Genomic DNA, 17459 nt, shown 5'->3' on the forward strand with positions numbered 1-17459 from the left:
GGAGAACCGGTCCTTTTCAGCCGCCTGCTAGTTGATGGGCGAGGGTTCGTCGGTGGCGAGGGCTTTCAGGTCGAAGCCCATGCCGAGGAGCGAGGCCAACAGGTCGCGCCGCGCCTCCGGTCCCTCGGCTTCGAGAAGGGCCTGTTTCTCCGCCGGCGAGAAGGGCAGCGCCGCCGCCAGTCCGTTGACCACCGTCGGCCCGGAAAGATCCTTCAATTGGTCGAAGTCCACCTCGGCATTGCGATTCTGCTGGAGGGCGTCGAGGACCGGTTGCGGATCCACTTCGATCTCGCTCTCATAGAGGTCCGCCGCGAACTCCGAGGGATCCGCCTCCACCCGGCGGTAGCCACGCTCCAACTTGAGCTCGCGCACCACCCGGAACCGCTGCATGCCGCGCAGCACGATCAAGAACCGGCCACCGCTCTGCGCCTCGCACTGCTCGATGCGGCCGATACATCCCACCGGGTAGGTGGCTGGCGCCTCTTCGGCCGCATCCGTTCCGCTCGCTTCGATCTGGGGAGAATGGTCCCTGGCCGGCACCATCGACGGCGTCCGCGGTTGGATCATCCCGATGGTGCGTTCGGCCTCCATCGCGTCCTCCACCAAGTTGCGGTAGCGCGGCTCGAAGACGTGAAGCGGCAGCAGGCAAGAAGGCAGCAGTACGACGCCGGTGAGCGGAAAGATCGGAACGGTGCGCAGCGTGAGCACGGGTGGAGCGTTGGTCATTGAAGAGAATGATCGCACAACCGGGGAGAAGGCGTGCGGTCGTCTATTCCCGCCGTTCGCTCCCGCTCCGCGTCCCCGCGTGCTGGGCGAAGGCCGCCGTCCGCCAGTCGGACGAAAGCGAAAGCACGAGATTTCGATCAGCAACAGCTCCGTCTCGCCGAGCAGCCGGCCGGCGCCTGCCGGTGCCTCCAATTCCAGGACTTCCACCATCGAGCTTGACAAGCTCCGGAGCCGCTTCGCCTTCGGCCAGCAGTTCATTCGAGGGCGAGGGCAGGGCACCTGCCTTGCCTCCCAGCCGACGCTCGCAGCGCCCTCGGCCCCCGACAGGAACGACGGGCTACCGCCGTCCGGCGCCGGCGCTGGCGCCGGACGGCCACAGCTCCTTGAGCGTCCGCAGCATGCTGGTACTCTACTGCGATGGGCCAGCGGCCGACTTCCGTGGCAGCCCCGCCGCTGCCCGATCTCCTCCACCACGAAAGCCGTTCCGGCGTCGATCGATCCCTGTTGGGGGAGCTGCTGGAGATGGCTTTTCTCGGCAGCGAGAAATCCCTCGCCCTGGACCAGGCCCTGGGCGATGCGCCGCTCTCTCCCTCCCCCTGGCAGCCGGATCTCTTCGCCCGCGACCTCTTCCTCGAGGACTTCGTGCGCGACGGCCTCACCCTGTCCTTCGGCGGCCATCGCTACCGGGTGAACCATCGCTTCCTGCTGCGGGTGCTGGGCCAGCCGCCGCGCGCCGCGGCGGCGGTGCGCTTTCGGCAGGACATCCTGCGGGAACTCCAGGCCGACGACGAGCTGCGCGACCGCGCTCAGGCCCTGTATCGCCAACTGGTGGTGCTGGTGTCGATGTTCAAGGCGCCCCACTCCGGGGCCCGCCTCGACATGGCCCTCTTCCGCCTCGACATCCTGCGTCAGGTGCGCCGCATCGTCACGGCGATGGTCGATGGCTTCAGCGGCGCGAACTCAGGGCTGCGGCGCCTGCATCAGGCGGGCGAGGAGATCCGGGCGACGGAGGAGCACCGCACCCTGGCGGCGCTTCTCGACTACCACGACCAGGCGGCCCGGGTGCGGGTGGACCTTCACCTCGGGGCCGATGGCCAGATTCGTGACCTCACCCTGCTGGAGCTGGCTGAAGATCGCGACAACCCCTTCCACCGCAACCTCCTCGGCCGCGCCTGGGACCGGCTGCGACTGGCGCTCCGGGGCCACCGGCTGGACCGCGCCGAGGTGGTCAAGCGGCTGATCCTGGCGGTCTATCAGGAGATCGCCCCGTTCCTGCGGCCAATGGTCCAGATCCTCGGCCATCTGGAGTTCTACTTGACCTCCCTACAGTTCGCCGAACGGGCCGCAGAGCGCCATCTCGCGGTCTGTCTTCCGGAGTTGGGGGGCGACGATCTTTCCCTCGCAGGGCTGTTCAATCCCCATCTGCTGGTGCGCGGCGAGGCGCCGGTGCCCAACGCCCTATCGGCGCCGATGGCGTCCACCACTCTGATCACCGGCCCCAACTCCGGCGGCAAGACCCGTCTGCTCCAGGCCGTCGGTATCGCTCAGATCCTCGGCCAGGCGGGGCTCTATGTTCCGGCGTCCAAGGCCCGCCTGCCGCTGGTGGACGGCCTCTTCGCTTCGCTCCTACACGACGCCAGCGCCGACCAGTCCGAGGGCCGCCTGGGCACCGAGCTGGTGCGTATTCGCACCTTGTTCGAGTCCGTCGGGCCGCGCTCCCTGGTGATCCTCGATGAGCTGTGCTCCGGCACCAATCCCTCCGAAGCGGAGGACATTGTCTCCATGGTGCTCGCTCTGCTCGAGCGGCTCGGGCCGCTGGCCCTGGCGAGCAGTCATTTCCTGGATTTCGTGCGGCGCCTCGAGGCCACTTCGAAGGTCATCGGGCTGCGCTTCCTGCAGGCCGAGATCGACGATGCCGACACGCCGACCTATCAATTCCTGCCGGGAGTGGCGTCCAGTTCCTTGGCCGCCGCGACGGCGCGGCGCCTGGGGGTGACCAGCGGCGAACTGACCGAATTGGTCGATCGTCACAAAGCCGCTCCAACCGCAAGCATTCACCACGAGGATCCCTGATGGACTACTCAAAGCTCCGAACTCTGACGGTTGTCGTCTCGCTTTCTTTGCTGCCCGTGGCCGCACTGGCTCGCGAAGCGGTGGATCCCAGAGTGTCCGCGACGGTCGCCAAGGAGCGATTGCTCGCTTTACACGGCGAAGAGGAGCGTCAGCGCATCGAGCGCGGCGTCCACCAGATCACCGCTCGGTGGACTCCTGCGGATGGTGATCTCGAAGCGTTCGCGGTGGCCGAGTTCCTGCCCCGTGGCGACGAACTCGATCTCACCTTTCAGCGCTTCGAGTTCGCCCGCGAACGCATCGGCGGCTACATGACCTCGCTGATACGCGACCTGCGCCGTGGGGCAGATCTCGAAATCGGCCCGATGCTGCCGCTCGACCGCCGGCTGGCCGCCCTGTCGCCGGACTCGCACATCGAAGAGGATCTCTACGCCGGCAAGATCGCCTTCGTCGCGCTGCTCAACTTTCCGCAAACCACCCTCGCCGAGCGCCTCGCCGAGGGCCTGGAGTGGGACCGCCGCCAGTGGGCCGAAACGCGCCTCGCCGGCAGCTTTGGCCCGCGGGTACCGGCGGAAGTCCAGCAGGGGATCGCCGCCGCCATGGCCGCGGCGGACAGCTACATCAACGGCTACAACATCCACATGCATCACCTGCTCACGGAGGAGGGCGAGCGCCTCTTCCCGGAGGGCCTGCGGCTGATCAGCCACTGGGGACTGCGCGACGAACTGAAAGCCCGCTATGCGGACCCCGAAGGCCTACCCAAGCAGCGCATGATCCAGCGAGTCTTCGAACGCATCGTGCGACAAGAGGTGCCGGCGGTGGTGATCGATAATCCGAGCTTCGACTGGGCGCCGGGATCGAACGCCGTCGAGCCGGCTCCGGGGGCGCCCGTCGCCGCCGAGCCGGCGTTGCGCGCCCGGGAGGAAGACGAGCGCTATCGCCATTGGCTGGCGGTTTTCCGGGCGCAGCGGGCGGCGGATCCCTACTCGCCGGCGCTCCCCACCTACATCGACCGGCGCTTCGAGGACAACCGCGAAATTCCCGAGCGCGAGGTCGAAGCGCTGTTCGATGCCGTGTTGTCCTCGCCCCACGGCGTGGCGGCGGCGAAGCTCGTCGCCGAGCGCCTCGGCCGGCCCCTCGAACCCTTCGACATTTGGTATGCCGGCTTCAAGCCCGGCGGCGGCCGCGACGAAGCGGAACTCGACGCCCTCACCCGCCGGCGCTATCCCACCGCCGACGCCTTCGCGGCGGACATGCCGCGCATCCTCGAAGAGCTGGGCTTCACGCCGGAGCGCTCAGAGTTTCTGGCCGCGCGCATCGCCGTCGAGCCCTCCCGCGGCGCCGGCCACGCCTTCGGCCCCGCCCGGCGCGACGACAAGGCCCACCTGCGCACCCGGGTCGGTGAGAAGGGCATGGACTACAAGGGCTACAACATCGCCGTCCACGAGCTGGGCCACAACGTGGAGCAGGTGTTTTCCACCGTCGAGATCGACCACACCCTGATCCAGGGCGTGCCCAACACCGCCTTCACGGAAGCCCTGGCTTTCGTCTTCCAGGATCGCGATCTGGAAGTCCTCGGCCTCTCCCAGGACGACCCCGACCGCCGCCACTGGGCGGCCCTCGACACCTTCTGGGGTACCCGCGAAATCGCCGGCGTCGCCCTGACGGACATGAAGGTGTGGCGCTGGCTCTACGATCATCCGGAGGCCACCCCGGCCGAGATGCGCCAAGCGGTGGCCGAAATTGCCGGCGAGGTTTGGAACCGGTACTTCGCGGACCTCTTCGGGGTGCGCGACGTGCCGCTGCTGGCGGTCTATTCCCACATGGTGGACGGCGCCATGTACACCCCGGACTACCCCCTGGGGCACCTCATCTCCTTCCAGATCGAAGAGCATTTCCGCTCCCTCGCCGGCCCCTTCGGCGAAGAGTTCGAGCGCATCAGCCGCCTCGGTCGCCTCACGCCGGACGCTTGGATGCGCCAGGCCGTCGGCTCTCCGCTTTCCGCCGAACCGCTGCTCGCGGCGACCGGTGGAGCGCTCGTCGCGGTGGGCCGAGGGGAGGGTGCCCGAACCGCCTCGAAGACCGTCCCCTCGGCGGACGGTGTGCCCATCCACTACCGGGTGACCCCAGCCCTGCGGAAGACCAACGAACTCCCCCTGTTGTTGATCCACTGCTGGTGCTGCGACGCCGGCTACTGGCAGCCGGTGACGGACCGCCTGGCGGCGGACCGCAAGGTCGTCGCCATCGACCTCGCCGGCCACGGCGAGTCCGGCGCCGCGCGTGAAGACTTCACCATGGAGAGCTTCGCCGCCGACGTGGCCGCCGTGGTGGCGGCGGAAGGGCTCGGCGAGGTGATCTTCGTCGGCCACTCCATGGGCGCCTTTGTGATGGTCGCTGCGGCCGAGCGCCTGGGGGCCGAGCGAGTGGCCGGCCTGATCTCCGTCGACGCCATTCAGAACGTCGCGCAAGAATTCGACCCGAAAGCCGTCGAGGACTACGCCTCCAACCTCGAGCGCGACTTCGCGGGCCATGTCGAGCGCATGGTGCGGGCCTACTCGCCCGAAGGCTCGCATCCCGCGGTGGTCGATCGCATTGTGGAAGATCTAGGCGAAGGACCGCCGGCGGTCGGCATCTCGGCCTACCGGGAACTCACCTCCTACGATCTGGCCGGCACCCTCGGTCCCCTCGACCTGCCCCTCCGCCTGGTCGACTCCAAGCTCACCCCCATCGCCTGGGAAAGCAACCGGGAGCACACGGCGAGCTTTGGCGCCGTCCAGATCGACAGCGTCGGTCACTGGCTGATGTGGGAAAAGCCGGACGAGCTGGCGGCGGCGCTGTTAGGCTTCGCGGCGGAGCTGGTGGCAGACTAGGAAGGGGTGGACGACGATACTGAGAACACTGGAGAGCACCCACGGCCCGACCGGAGACTCCACGACCTGCTCTTCGCACTGCCCCGAGACGGTGCCGAAGAGGGTCTCCAGATGTTCGCCGAGCCGGTGCATGCCCTGCCAGGTGGGAAGCTCGAAGTTGATGTCGCGAGCCATGCCGCTGTCGTAGTCGAGCAGGTGGTCTTCCAGAATCCTAGTCGCCATCGTTGGAACTGCCCGGTCGGAGAGGTTCAGGGGTGTCGAACACCCGGCGTGCGACCGGGCGTCCGTCTTCATCGAGCAGCCCCCGCTCCCTGAGCCACTGCCGGGCATCCTCCGCATCGCCCTCGAACCAGGCGCCGGTGGAGCCCTCGCGGAAGCTGTAGCCCCAGGTGTCCATGTCCGCCATCAAGCGCTCCGAGCCAACGCCCGGCAGCCCCTCGGCCAGCAGGATCTGGAGTAGGCACACGGCGTTCTCCTCGTCATAATCGCCGCCGGCATCGGCATCGACCGGCCCGCGGCCTTCGACCGTGGCGAGGATCAAGTGGCAGGCTTCGTGGAGCGCCGAGTGGACCGGCGTGTCGCCCCGCACGAACACTTGCTGACCCCGAATTCCCGCTTCCGGCTCGCCAAACCAGGAACCGGCAATCGGCTGTCCCTCCGGAACCCGCACCACCGCCAGCCCCCACGGAGCGAGCACCCCTTCCAGGGCACCGGTGGCGAGTTGGTCGCATGTCGTGACCGCCGCAGAGGAGGGAGTCGGGGAAGCGGAGTCGTCGAGCATCGGCGCAGATTGTCCCACGCCCTGCAGGGCAGGTGAGAGAATCAGCGCAACGACTCCTACAGAATCCGGTGGCTCTGGGCCTCCGTACCTGTGCTCAACTGTGATCGATGGACGACTCGGGAGGTTTCAATGGCTGAAGCCCTGTCCAAAACTGCAAAGATCGTGAGCTGGATCTGCCAGCTCCTGGTCGCCGGCATCCTCTTTCAGACCCTCTTCTTCAAATTCACCGCCGCGCCGGAGTCGGTCTACATCTTCCAGACCTTGGGCGCCGAGCCCTGGGGCCGCATCGGCAGCGGCATGGTCGAATTCCTCGCCGGCATCCTTTTGCTGATCCCGAGTCGGGTGGTTTGGGGGGCGCTGCTTGCCGCCGTGACCATCCTCGGCGCCATTGGATCCCATCTGACGGTCCTCGGCATCGAAGTCCAGGGCGATGGCGGCTTGTTGTTCGGGCTGGCGCTGGCGGTACTGGTGTGCAGTTTGTTGGTGCTGTTCCTCCGCTGGCGGCAGTTGCCGTTCTTCGGCGGCTAGGTGGGAACGGATGCCTCGATTGACCGGTGCGGGCCGTTCGCGAATCGCCCGCGTCAATTAGAAGCAGCAACCGGAAGTTCGACCTGGTCGTTTCGCCTCACTCGCCTGACCAGCAAAGTCCCGATGTCAGCTTCTGCTGCCGGCCCACCGCCGTGCTCTAGGCTCATGGGCGGGAGGGGTTATCTCCCGGGTTGCCTCTTTCGCCTCTCCAACCGCACCAACGTCGCCCCCGCCCCTCCCATTTCCGGCGGCGCCGTCCGAAAGGCACGGACCCAATGGGCCGCGGGAGCGCCGATGAGCCAGTCGGTGAGGCGCTCCTTGAGGATGGGCCCACTCTCCGAGTGGAGACCGCGCCCGTGGATGATGAGGACGATGCGCTGACCTTCCTCACGCGCCCGGCGCAAGGCACTGAGGATGACTTCTTGGGCGACCTCGGCGGTGAGGCCGTGGAGGTCGATGCGGGGGAGGGGGCGTTTGGTCTGCTGGGCGTCGCGGTGGAGGGTGCGGAGCTGGCGGGGGTGGGCGCTTTCGACCAGGCCTTCGAGCTGGTCGTCGTAGCGGCGGACTTCGAAGCGGGGAATCCGGCGTTCGGCCGGTGGGAGGCGCAGTTTTTTCTTGCGCTTCGGCGCGCCGCCGACGCGCTCCGTCTCCTGTTCGAGCGGTTCGACCCCCCGCATGGCGCGGTGGAAGGCGTCGTCGTCGTTCTTACTCATCGCACGCTCAAAGCTCCAGCCGCTGCAGGCGCAGGGCGTTGGCGATCACCGAGACGGACGAAATGCTCATCGCGGCGGCGGCGATCATCGGGCTCAGGAGCAGGCCGAAGAGGGGGTAGAGGGCGCCCGCCGCGATGGGTACACCGAGGGCGTTGTAGCCGAAGGCGAAGGCGAGGTTCTGGCGGATGTTTGCGAGAGTGGCGCGGCTCAGGCGGCGGGCGCGCAGCAGGGCGCGCAGGTCACCGTGCACCAGGGTGACGCCGGCGCTCTCCATGGCGATGTCCGTGCCGGTGCCCATGGCGATGCCGACGTCTGCCCGGGCGAGGGCCGGGGCGTCGTTGATGCCGTCGCCGGCCATGGCGACCACCCGGCCCTGCGCCTGGAGGTGGGCGATGGTGTCGGACTTCTCCTCGGGCAGCACTTCGGCGATCACCTCGTCGATGCCCAGCCGGTCCGCCACCGCCTGGGCGGTGGTGCGGCTGTCGCCGGTGAGCATGACGATGCGGAGGCCCTCGCGGTGCAGGCCCGCGATGGCTTCCGGCGTCGTCTCTTTGATGGTGTCCGCCACGGCGAGCAGGCCGGCGAGGATGCCCTTGCCGTCCTCGGCCAAGGTGGCGACGAAGAGTGCCGTGCGGCCTTCGCCTCGCTCCTTTTCGGCGCGCTCGGCCCAAGGGCCGAGGTCGACTCCGAGAGAGTCCATCAAGGCGCGGTTGCCGATGGCGACGGCGGTGGAGCCACCTTCGCCTGCGACGGTGCCGCGCACGCCCTGGCCGGTGAGGGACTCGAAGTTGTCCGCTTTGGTGAGTGCCACGCCGCGCTCGTCGGCACCGCGCACCACCGCTTCCGCCAGCGGATGCTCGCTGGCGCGCTCCAGGCTGGCGGCGAGGCGCAGCAGCTCGATCTCGGAGAGTCCCTCCGCCGGTTGGACCGTCTCTAGGGTCGGTCGTCCTGCGGTGAGGGTGCCGGTCTTGTCCACCACCAGGGTGTCGACGTCGCGCAAGCGCTCGATGGCTTCGGCGTTCTTGAACAGCACCCCGGCGGAGGCGCCGCGGCCGGCAGCGACCATGATGGACATGGGGGTGGCCAGGCCGAGGGCGCAGGGGCAGGCGATGATCAGCACCGCCACAGCGTTGACCAGGGCGTAGGCCATCGCCGGCTGCGGGCCGAGCCAGGCCCACAGGGCGAAGGTGACGACAGCGGTGGCGAGCACCGCCGGCACGAACCAGGCGGCCACCCGGTCCGCCAGCCGCTGGACGGGGGCGCGGCTGCGCTGTGCCTCGCCGACGAGCTGGACGATGCGCGCCAGGGTGGTTTCAGAGCCCACCCGCACGGCCTCCATCACCAGGCTCCCGGCGCCGTTGACGGTGGCGCCGGTGAGGGCGTCGCCGGCGGACTTTTTCACCGGCAGCGGCTCGCCGGAGATCATCGATTCGTCCACCGAGCTGGAGCCTTCGAGCACCACGCCGTCCACCGGCACCTTCTCGCCGGGACGCACCCGCAGCCGATCCCCGGCCTGGACTTCGGCGAGGGGGATGTCCTCCTCACCGCCGTCGGCGACCAGCCGCCGGGCGGTGGCGGGAGCGAGCTCCAGGAGCCGGCGCAGGGCGGCGCCGGTCTTGCCGCGGGCGCGCAGCTCCAGTACCTGTCCGAGGAGCACCAGGGTGACGATCACCGCCGCGGCCTCGAAGTACACGGCGACGTGTCCCTGCTCATTGCGGAAGGACGCCGGGAACCACTGTGGCGCCAGCGCCGCCACCACGCTGTAGCCATAGGCCACGGTGACGCCGATGCCGATCAGCGTGAACATGTTGAGGCTGCGGTTCTTGAAGGAGTGGACCGCCCGCACCAGGAAGGGCCAGCCGGCCCACAGGCACACCGGAGTGGCGAGGGCGAGTTCCAGGAGCACCCGCCAGCGCGGCGAGAGGGCTTGCGACACCGGCGCGCCGGGCAGCATGTCGCCCATCGCGATCAGAAACAGCGGCACCGTGAAGATGGCGGCGAAGGTCACGCGCCGGGTCATGTCCGCGAGTTCCGGGTCGTCCGCCTCGGCGACGACGGTGCGCGGCTCCAGGGCCATGCCGCACTCAGGGCAGTTGCCCGGTTCGTCGCGCACGACTTCCGGGTGCATCGGGCAGGTGTATTCGGTGCGGGTGGCGAGGTCCGGGGCTTCCGGCTCCAGGGCCATGCCGCACTTGGGACAGGCTCCCGGCTCGTCCTGGCGCACCTCCGGATCCATTGGGCAGATGAAAACGGCGCCGGGCGGAGCGGGTTCCGGCGCCGGCTGGTCGCCGGAGAGATAGCTTTCCGGATCCGCCTCGAACTTTTCGCGGCAGCCGGCGCAGCAGAAGAAGTACTCGGTGCCGGCGTGCTCGGTGGAGTGTTGGGCGGTCGCCGGGTCCACCTGCATGCCGCACACCGGATCGGCGGCGGCCTGGCTCGCCGGCGCGCCGCCGGCGCAGCAGCCGGTCTCTTGGGCCGTGTCGGTGGCTGGAGCGGTGTGATTCATGGATTCTTTTTCCCGCGGTCAGGATATCTGTTGCAGATACGCCGCACGGCAATTCTTGACTTGCGATTCATGTCTGGGTCACGGTGGGGCCGCCACGTTTCGCCTTTGCCGAACCCCGCCATGCCGACCGAATCCCAGACCGCCTCACCGCGCCGTGACGTTTCCCTTCGGGAGGCGCTCTGCGTGTGGCTGCGGGTGGCGGGGCTGTCCTTCGGTGGACCCGCCGGCCAGATCGCGATGATGCAGCGCATCCTCGTAGAAGAGAAACGCTGGTTGTCCCCGAATCGATTCCTTCACGCCCTCAATTACTGCATGCTGCTGCCCGGCCCGGAGGCGCAGCAGCTCGCCACCTATAGCGGCTGGCTGCTGCACCGCACCGCCGGTGGGCTGGTGGCGGGATCGCTGTTTGTCCTGCCGGGCTTTCTCTCCATTCTGCTGCTGTCGGTGCTTTACGCGGGCTTCGGGGAGACGGCGCTGGTGGCGGCGATCTTCTTCGGGCTGAAGCCGGCGGTGTTGGCGATCGTGGTGGAGGCGCTGCTGCGCATCGCGAAGCAGGCGCTGGGGTCGGCATCGCGCCGGCTGCTGGCCGCCGGGGCCTTCGTGGCGATCTTCTTTTTCGACGTGCCGTTTCCGTGGATCATCCTGGCGGCAGCGCTGGTCGGATGGCTGGGCGGGCGGTTGGGAGTTGCCGGGCTGCGCACGGCTCCCCCGGAGGGATCGGACGACGAAGCTGGCGTGGCCTCCACCGAACGCCCCCCGCTGCTTCGCACGGTGCGCGTCGCCGCCCTTTGGCTCGCCGTCTGGTGGCTACCGCTGCTGGCATTGTGGCTCGCCCTGGGGCCGGAGAGTGTCTACCTGTGCGAGGGGCTGTTCTTCAGCAAGGCGTCCGTCGCCACCTTCGGCGGCGCCTACGCGGTGCTCGCCTACGTCGCCCAGCGCGCCGTCGAGGACTTCGGCTGGCTGCGGCCAGGGGAGATGCTCGACGGCCTGGGGATGGCCGAGACCACCCCCGGACCGCTCATCCAGGTGGTGCAGTTCGTCGGCTTCATGGGCGCCTACCGCAATCCTGGCGCCCTCGATCCCATGCTCGCCGGGGTGCTCGGCTCGCTGGTGACCACCTGGGTGACCTTCGCGCCGTGCTTCCTGTGGATCTTCCTCGGGGCGCCGTACATCGAGTGGCTGCGCGGTTGGCGGACGCTGACGGACGCCCTGTCGGCGATCACCGCGGCGGTGGTGGGGGTGATCCTCAACCTGGCGGTGTGGTTCGCCCTCCACACGCTGTTCGGCAGGGTCGAAGACTTTGCCGCTGGACCGTTGCGCTTCTTGCGCCCAGACCTCGCCAGCCTCGACCCCGGCGCGGCCGTTATCGCCGCCCTCGCCTTCGGGTCGCTACTTGCCCTACGTTGGGGGATGTTCCGCACCCTCGGGCTCTGCGTCGCCGCCGGACTCCTCTGGCTCCGGGCATTCGTTTGCGGGATCGCCTGAGTCGGCCGGTTGCGGAGGCGCCTGTGGCCGCGAACGGTTTTATCCAACTCGCAGCCTTGCCGGCAGGCGTGTACTCGCTGGAGGTGACGAGACCGGGCTACGTCCCGACGGTCGAAAGTCCCCTGGAAGTATGGGAGAAAAAAGAGGTGCGGTTGCGCGATCCCATCGTCCTCGAACGTCCTTTGACCCTGGATGTGGTGGTCACGCCGCCTCTCGACTGGCTGGATCGACCATGGAAGTTGCGCCTCTCTCGTGCTTCGCGGCTCACCGGCACCTATGACGGAATGCCGGTTTTCGACGGCCCTATCGACGAGAGGGGGCAAGCCCGAATTCCCGACCAATCGGCTGGAATATACACGTTGCAGATCATCGACTCGGTTGGGAATCCATTGTTCGGCGAGCTCGATCGCGAGATCAGCGGGCTGGGGAAAGCTGAGATCCGCATCGATCTCGACCTATTGGTGGTGCGCGGAACTCTTACCTACCAAGAGGAGCCGGTGACCGCCAGTCTTTGGTTTGGGCTTCGGTATGGCGGTATCCGTAGCGAAATGGCCGCGGATCTCGAAGGGAACTTCAGCGGCGTGCTGCCGAATCCCGGCTGGTGGATCGCGGAGATCGACGCTCCGAGCATCGGCGTCACAGGGTACTGGGTGCAGGTCGAAGTGGAACCCGATTCGCGCGGCGAAGCCGAGGTAGAGATCGCCCTGCCCGATACGGAGGTCACGGGCCGGGTGGTCGATGGTGACGGACTTCCCGTGGCTGGCGCGGAAGTGATCGTGGGTACCTCTAGGTGGGGCCGTGAGACGGAGACGGACGCTGAAGGAGCCTTTCGGATCGCCGTTCTCGAGCCCGGCCCGGCGGGTATCTCAGCCAGCCACCGGCGGGCTGGCGTCGAGCGCACGAGTGATGCCCAGGAGATCCTCATCGACGAGGAGCAGCCGACTCCCCCGGTGGAGCTTGTGTTGCGGGATCGCAAGGCGTTCCAGGGGCGGGTGTTTTCCGAGCGCGGGCCGGTACCTGGGGCCCTTGTGGCTGTAGGCACCATCGAACCCCGGGAGGCCGCCGGGCAGCAGGAAACTCGATCCGACGTCGAGGGCCGCTTTTCGGTCGACTTGCCATCGAAGAGTCAGCGTCTCCGGGCAATTGTCGCACCGCCGGGCCATGCCCTTCGGGCCTTCGATCTGTCGGTTGCCGACACGTTGGAGTTGGCGGTTCCGGTGATCGGGGGAACCGTGGTCCTGGGTTTGGACCTCAACGTCGATCCCCACAGCGCCCGCGAGTTCGAAGGGTGGCTGTTGTATCAGGATGGACTTGCCTTGCCCGATTCGGTTCTTCGCCAGTGGACGCGCGGTCACGGCATGACCTGGGGGGCTGGGACTGGAGAACTGCTAATTCCTCAACTTGCCCCGGGGCTCTACCGCCTCTGTCGCCTGCCGAAAGGCCGCTTCTTGGGTTGGGAGCCGCCCACGCCGATCGCTTGCGACGAGGGCTTTCTCTCACCAGGCGGTCGGCTCAGACTGGAGCTGCCCCGGACTTCCAAGTAGCTCCGCGAACATCAGTCGAAGAGCAACACCACTCCGAGCACCGCCAGTCCCGCCCCCAGCCAGCCGCCCGGGCCGACTCTTTCTTTCCCGAGGAGGACGACGACGGGGATGATGAGAATGGGCGTCGTCGCCATCAGGCTGGCGGCGACGCCGGTGGCCGTGTAGCGAATGGCGAGGAGCGATAGGGACACCCCGAGGAAGGGGCCGAAGAAGGCGCCAATCGCCGTATGGCCGAGGGCGCGCCGCTCGCCGAGGGCGTAGACCACCCGACCCCATCGGCCGAGCAGGGTGAACAACACCAGGTAGCCGGCGGTGCCCGCCAGCACGCGGATCTGGGTGGCGGCGAAGGGGTCGTATTCGCCCATGCCGAGTTTGCTCAGGACCAAACCGCCGGCTTGTCCCAAGGCGCCGCCCAGGCCGAGGAGTACGCCCCAGCCGATGTTGCGAGTGGCCGCCGGCGTCGCGTGCTCGGCAGTGCCGGATCGGCGCCGCTCGAGCACCGCCCAGCCCACGCCGAAGACCGTCAGGGTCATGCCCAGCAGATTCCGCGGCGAGAGCACCTCGCCCAGCAGCCACCAACCGATCACCACCGTCAGCGGCGGTGCCAGCGCCATCATCAGGGTGGAGAGTCGCGGACCGATCACCACGAAGGCGCGGAACAGGCAGAGGTCGCCGAAGGTGAAGCCCACCAGGCCCGAGATCGACAGCCAGAGCCAGGCGTGACCGGAGGCATCGAGGGGCAGCGCCTGGCCGCGCAGGAACCAGCCGGCGCCGGCGCCCAGGGCGATCGCCATCGGCAGCCGCAAGAGGTTGACGGTGAGCGAGCCGATGCGCTTGCCGGCGGCTTCGAAGGAGAGAGCCGTCAGCACCCAGCAGCCGGCGGTGCCGAGGGCGGCCAGCTCGCCGGCGTGGGGGAAGGGCGGGATCGGAGGCGCGGGCATCGCGCAAGTTTAGTGCTCCTCTACCGCACGCGGACGCTCAGGGATCACCGCAAGTTCACCAACGGTTCATTCGCTCTCGCTTCTCCCGGCCGTTCGATGGCGAGCGGGGCGTAGAACCCTTCGGCGCCCCGCTCGTCCAGCGGTTGCCGCAGGCCGGCGGTGAAGGAGACGGTGCGCCAGCGAGGGAGGGCGCCGTCGGTCCTGATTCCGGGCCTAACGGCAGGCTAGGATCGAGATCATGCTCGCCTCGGCGCCGGTCGATCCCGGCCTCTACGTCCACGTTCCCTTCTGCTCGGCGGTCTGTCCGTACTGCGACTTCGCCGTGATGGTGGGTGGGGAGCGGCGGCGGCAGCTCTTCGTCGAGGTGCTCTCCCGGGAGATTGCCCTACGGGCGGCGACGGTTTCTTCTTGGCGCTTCGACACCCTCTACTTTGGGGGCGGCACCCCGTCGGCGCTGGCGCCGGAGCGGCTGGCGGAGATTCTGCGGGAGCTACGCGGGGTCTTCTCCTTCGCGGCGGGTCACCGCACGTTCTTCGAAGCCAATCCCGAGGACGTGACCGAGGAGTCCCTCGCCGCCTGGCGCGAGCTGGGAGTGGATACCCTGAGCCTGGGAGTCCAGTCCTTTGATCCCGAAGCGCTCTCGTTCCTCGGCCGCCGGCACGGTCCGGAGGTGGCGCGGCGATCCGTGGAACGTGCCGTGGAGGCTGGTTTCCGGACGGTGTCGGTGGATCTCATCTTCGGTCTCGAAGGTCAGACCGAGGAGCGCTGGCGTCGGGATCTGGAGACCGCCGTCGCCCTCGCCCCGCAGCACGTTTCCTGCTACCAGCTCACCATCCACCGAGGGACGCCCTTCGCCCGCCGGCAGGCGGCCGGTACCCTGCGGGAGATGGAGGAAGGGGAGCAGGCCAGGCTCTTCGCCCTGACCCACGAGGTGCTCTCCGCCGGTGCCTTCGAGGCCTACGAGGTATCGAACTTTGCCCGCGGGCCGGAACATCGCTCGGCCCACAACCGGAAGTACTGGGACCACACGCCGTATCTCGGCCTCGGCCCTTCGGCCCACTCCTTCGATGGCCGTCGCCGAAGCTGGAATGAGCGCCGCCTGAGCCCCTGGCGCGGGCATATCGAGCGGGGCGAGATTCCCGAAGCAGGTCACGAGGAGTTGGCGCTCGCCGAACTGGCCCTGGAGCGGCTGATGCTCGCCCTGCGCACTCCCGCGGGGCTCGATCTCGGCGACTTTGAGCGGCGCTACGGAGTGGACCTGGCGGCCGCTAACGGCCCCCGTTTCGCCGCCTGGATGGAAGAGGGGTTGATCCGCGATGAGCCGGGCCGCCTCGCCCCCACACGCGCCGGTCTGGCGGTGGCGGACGGCCTGGTGCGGGAGATCGAGCTGCCCTCGGTGCCCTAGCCCGGCCTTCTCACCGGCGACCGTAGGGAGAGGCCGTAGGTCGCCGGTGAGAAGGTCGGGCTAGCTGGCTGGACCCTCGGAGTCCGGCAGCCTGAAACGGTTTTGCCTTCTCGCGCCACTCCTTTTTGAACCGAGGCTTGACGTGCGATCAACGGCCTCGATTCCGGCTGCGGGCAAGGAGAGGATTCCTCCTCCTGCCGACCCACAGCGGCGCAGGTTCGCAAGCGAAAAATTTTGGGAGGGATGTCGGCGGTCGGGCTCGTGCGCAGGCTCGGCCGCCGTCTTGTTTGAGACGAGTTTCTTGTGCAGCTAGTCGCGCGGATTTCTGCGCCAACCGCCGTACAGCGGATTCGGCACGATGAAGAAGCGTTCGCCGAAGGCGCTGAAGGCCCCATCCGGCTCGAATCGCAGCTCTTGATCGAGGTTCGGGAAGTCGGTGATCGCGTCGCCCACCCACACCAGGATCTCCGCCGGCGCCATGCCCTCCTTAGCGGTGCCGTTCTCTACCCGTTCCCAGCGCGGCTCTTTCTGGGAATCGTCGGTGCGGCAGAGGATCACGTCGAAGGGCAGGTCGCGAGCGTGGAAGTTGTCTTCCGTCGCCGGGCAGGAGTGCTGTGAGCGATTGGTGACGATGGCGATTTTGCCGCCCATCTCCCGCACCCGCTGGAGGAAGGGCAGGGCGCCGCGCAGGGCCGGCGCCTGGCGGCTCTCCACCCATTCGCGCCAGGAGTTTTCCTCCAGGCCGGTGCCGCCTCGCGCCTTCTCGTAGGGCGAGTTGCTCAGCACCGTTTCGTCGCCGTCGAGGGCCACCGCCCAGGTGCCCGGCGCACGCCCGTCGGCGAGTTTTTCCACCTGCGCCAGGGCGAGCTGGTAGACCTGGTAGAGCGCCGCCTGGTACTCGGCGGAATTGCGCACCCAGTGCACCCGGTCGGGCATCGGCGGGTCGGTGGTCTCTGTGGTGGGATTCGCCTCGGCCGGCGACGCTGCGGTGACCTCCGGCAGCGGTTCGATCGGCACGGTCTTGTCCGGGCCATTGAGACCCGAGCCGTTGAGAATGGTGCAGCCTTGTAGCAGGAACGCGAGGGCGATCAAGGGGAGGGTCGCGCGCATCGGGGTTTCTCCGGAGGAAAGCGGTTCGTCGGTATTTCAAGTCCCGTCGCTGGTGTGACTCAAGGTCTTCAGGACGACCCTGGCGAGCGACGAGACGAAGAGGTCACTGAAGTCGGCGAAAGCCTATCAGTCATCGCTCGCGGGGGATCCGCTAGGGCGTACAATAGGTCCATGGCTTTTTTCAATGAGTCGCTCGGCCTTCGCCCCGGCGGCGACGACCAGACCGTCCTGCTCGACACTCGGCCGGAGCATCAGGTGGCGCCGGAGACCATCCACTTCGCCGTGCTCACCACTCTGGCGGAGGTGTCCGCGGCGCGCGCCGTGGCGGCTTCGGCGGTGCCGGTGGAAGTGAACGTCAGCCTGCTGCGGCGGGCTGTGCCGGGCCGCCTCGAAGGCAAGGGCATTGTGCTCAAGCGCGGCCGCACCCTGGCTTTCACGGAAGGCGAGGTGCGACAGGACGGCAAGCTGGTGGCGAAGGCGGCCATCACCTTTGCGGTCTTGTAGAAGCCGGTCTAGGAGCCCGTGGTGCAAGTCCCGTGGGTCGCGCGCATGGGTCTTACGGCCCTCCGGCCAGGCGCGACGGGGGGGGGATGCGGGGTCAGCGTTGACGAGGAGCAACGCAGCCGCAGGGCCGTAACCCCCATGCGCCCTTCGGGTTGGGGCGGTTTGCCACCGGCCGCTGCGTTGCCGAAGCTCAACGATGGCACCGCATCGCCTGCGCTTCGACGCCTTGCGGACGGAGGCAAAGCGCTCCCAACGCGACCCGCGGGAATTTCACCA

General features: G+C 68.1%; 14 protein-coding genes. 7 read left to right on the forward strand and 7 right to left on the reverse strand.

The genetic code is table 11. From position 1 onward, the window contains the following. Positions 1-27: 27 nt before the first annotated feature. A complete protein-coding gene (locus AAF481_19400) occupies positions 28-726 on the reverse strand; it encodes an LON peptidase substrate-binding domain-containing protein (protein ID MEM7483335.1) in 699 nt (232 codons plus the stop codon). 438 nt (positions 727-1164) lie between these two features. On the opposite strand from AAF481_19400, the gene AAF481_19405 reads away from it, so the two are divergent. Both AAF481_19405 and AAF481_19410 read left to right on the forward strand, forming a co-directional pair. Next, positions 1165-2799 (forward strand): DNA mismatch repair protein, encoded by a 1635-nt coding sequence (locus AAF481_19405; GenBank protein ID MEM7483336.1) that lies wholly within the window; start codon positions 1165-1167, stop codon positions 2797-2799. Beyond that, positions 2799-5666: an alpha/beta fold hydrolase gene (locus AAF481_19410; protein ID MEM7483337.1), complete on the forward strand. Its 2868-nt coding sequence runs from the start codon at positions 2799-2801 to the stop codon at positions 5664-5666. Before AAF481_19405 ends, AAF481_19410 begins: the two co-directional genes overlap by 1 nt. Here AAF481_19410 and AAF481_19415 read toward each other — a convergent pair. Together AAF481_19415 and AAF481_19420 are read right to left on the reverse strand one after the other, a co-directional pair. Next, entirely contained in the window at positions 5634-5888 is a 255-nt protein-coding gene (locus AAF481_19415; protein ID MEM7483338.1) for a hypothetical protein, read from the reverse strand. The two genes, AAF481_19410 and AAF481_19415, sit on opposite strands and share 33 nt — an antisense overlap. Beyond that, on the reverse strand, positions 5878-6447 hold the full coding sequence (locus AAF481_19420) for a hypothetical protein (GenBank protein ID MEM7483339.1): 570 nt from the start codon (positions 6445-6447) through the stop codon (positions 5878-5880). The genes AAF481_19415 and AAF481_19420 overlap by 11 nt, the downstream gene beginning before the upstream one ends. A 129-nt stretch (positions 6448-6576) precedes the next feature. On the opposite strand from AAF481_19420, the gene AAF481_19425 reads away from it, so the two are divergent. Continuing rightward, positions 6577-6975, forward strand: a complete 399-nt coding sequence (locus AAF481_19425) for a DoxX family protein (GenBank protein ID MEM7483340.1) — start codon at positions 6577-6579, stop codon at positions 6973-6975. A gap of 179 nt (positions 6976-7154) precedes the next feature. On the opposite strand, the gene AAF481_19430 is transcribed toward AAF481_19425, so the two are convergent. Both AAF481_19430 and AAF481_19435 read right to left on the reverse strand, forming a co-directional pair. Next, positions 7155-7688 carry a Smr/MutS family protein gene (locus tag AAF481_19430; GenBank protein MEM7483341.1) on the reverse strand — a complete coding sequence of 178 codons (534 nt, stop codon included), beginning with the start codon at positions 7686-7688 and terminating at the stop codon, positions 7155-7157. Positions 7689-7695: 7 nt separating this feature from the next. Then, a complete protein-coding gene (locus AAF481_19435) occupies positions 7696-10194 on the reverse strand; it encodes a heavy metal translocating P-type ATPase (protein ID MEM7483342.1) in 2499 nt (832 codons plus the stop codon). A 120-nt stretch (positions 10195-10314) separates the two neighbouring features. Here AAF481_19435 and chrA point away from each other — a divergent pair, with 120 nt between their 5' ends. Both chrA and AAF481_19445 read left to right on the forward strand, forming a co-directional pair. Continuing rightward, positions 10315-11679, forward strand: coding sequence for a chromate efflux transporter (gene chrA / locus AAF481_19440; protein ID MEM7483343.1), 1365 nt, complete (start codon positions 10315-10317; stop codon positions 11677-11679). A gap of 23 nt (positions 11680-11702) precedes the next feature. Continuing rightward, entirely contained in the window at positions 11703-13223 is a 1521-nt protein-coding gene (locus tag AAF481_19445; GenBank protein MEM7483344.1) for a carboxypeptidase-like regulatory domain-containing protein, read from the forward strand. Positions 13224-13234: 11 nt separating this feature from the next. On the opposite strand, the gene AAF481_19450 is transcribed toward AAF481_19445, so the two are convergent. Then, on the reverse strand, positions 13235-14164 hold the full coding sequence (locus AAF481_19450) for a DMT family transporter (GenBank protein ID MEM7483345.1): 930 nt from the start codon (positions 14162-14164) through the stop codon (positions 13235-13237). 238 nt (positions 14165-14402) lie between these two features. On the opposite strand from AAF481_19450, the gene hemW reads away from it, so the two are divergent. Next, positions 14403-15569 (forward strand): radical SAM family heme chaperone HemW, encoded by a 1167-nt coding sequence (hemW, locus tag AAF481_19455; GenBank protein MEM7483346.1) that lies wholly within the window; start codon positions 14403-14405, stop codon positions 15567-15569. Between the two features lie 309 nt (positions 15570-15878). Here hemW and AAF481_19460 read toward each other — a convergent pair whose 3' ends face one another. After that, entirely contained in the window at positions 15879-16679 is an 801-nt protein-coding gene (locus AAF481_19460; GenBank protein ID MEM7483347.1) for an HAD family acid phosphatase, read from the reverse strand. Between the two features lie 171 nt (positions 16680-16850). Here AAF481_19460 and AAF481_19465 point away from each other — a divergent pair, with 171 nt between their 5' ends. Continuing rightward, complete coding sequence (locus AAF481_19465; protein ID MEM7483348.1) at positions 16851-17183, forward strand: acyl-CoA thioesterase domain-containing protein; 333 nt, start codon at positions 16851-16853, stop codon at positions 17181-17183. Positions 17184-17459 lie beyond the last annotated feature (276 nt).

Source organism: Acidobacteriota bacterium (assembly GCA_039030395.1).
Taxonomy (GTDB): domain Bacteria; phylum Acidobacteriota; class Thermoanaerobaculia; order Multivoradales; family JBCCEF01; genus JBCCEF01.

Bases quoted from the DNA above. Each gene is read 5' to 3' on its own strand.
- AAF481_19400 (MEM7483335.1), bottom strand. From the start codon at position 726: ATGACCAACGCTCCACCCGTGCTCACGCTGCGCACCGTTCCGATCTTT.
- AAF481_19410 (MEM7483337.1), top strand. From the start codon at position 2,799: ATGGACTACTCAAAGCTCCGAACTCTGACGGTTGTCGTCTCGCTTTCT.
- AAF481_19415 (MEM7483338.1), bottom strand. From the start codon at position 5,888: ATGGCGACTAGGATTCTGGAAGACCACCTGCTCGACTACGACAGCGGC.
- AAF481_19420 (MEM7483339.1), bottom strand. From the start codon at position 6,447: ATGCTCGACGACTCCGCTTCCCCGACTCCCTCCTCTGCGGCGGTCACG.
- AAF481_19425 (MEM7483340.1), top strand. From the start codon at position 6,577: ATGGCTGAAGCCCTGTCCAAAACTGCAAAGATCGTGAGCTGGATCTGC.
- AAF481_19430 (MEM7483341.1), bottom strand. From the start codon at position 7,688: ATGAGTAAGAACGACGACGACGCCTTCCACCGCGCCATGCGGGGGGTC.
- AAF481_19435 (MEM7483342.1), bottom strand. From the start codon at position 10,194: ATGAATCACACCGCTCCAGCCACCGACACGGCCCAAGAGACCGGCTGC.
- chrA (MEM7483343.1), top strand. From the start codon at position 10,315: ATGCCGACCGAATCCCAGACCGCCTCACCGCGCCGTGACGTTTCCCTT.
- AAF481_19450 (MEM7483345.1), bottom strand. From the start codon at position 14,164: ATGCCCGCGCCTCCGATCCCGCCCTTCCCCCACGCCGGCGAGCTGGCC.
- hemW (MEM7483346.1), top strand. From the start codon at position 14,403: ATGCTCGCCTCGGCGCCGGTCGATCCCGGCCTCTACGTCCACGTTCCC.
- AAF481_19460 (MEM7483347.1), bottom strand. From the start codon at position 16,679: ATGCGCGCGACCCTCCCCTTGATCGCCCTCGCGTTCCTGCTACAAGGC.
- AAF481_19465 (MEM7483348.1), top strand. From the start codon at position 16,851: ATGGCTTTTTTCAATGAGTCGCTCGGCCTTCGCCCCGGCGGCGACGAC.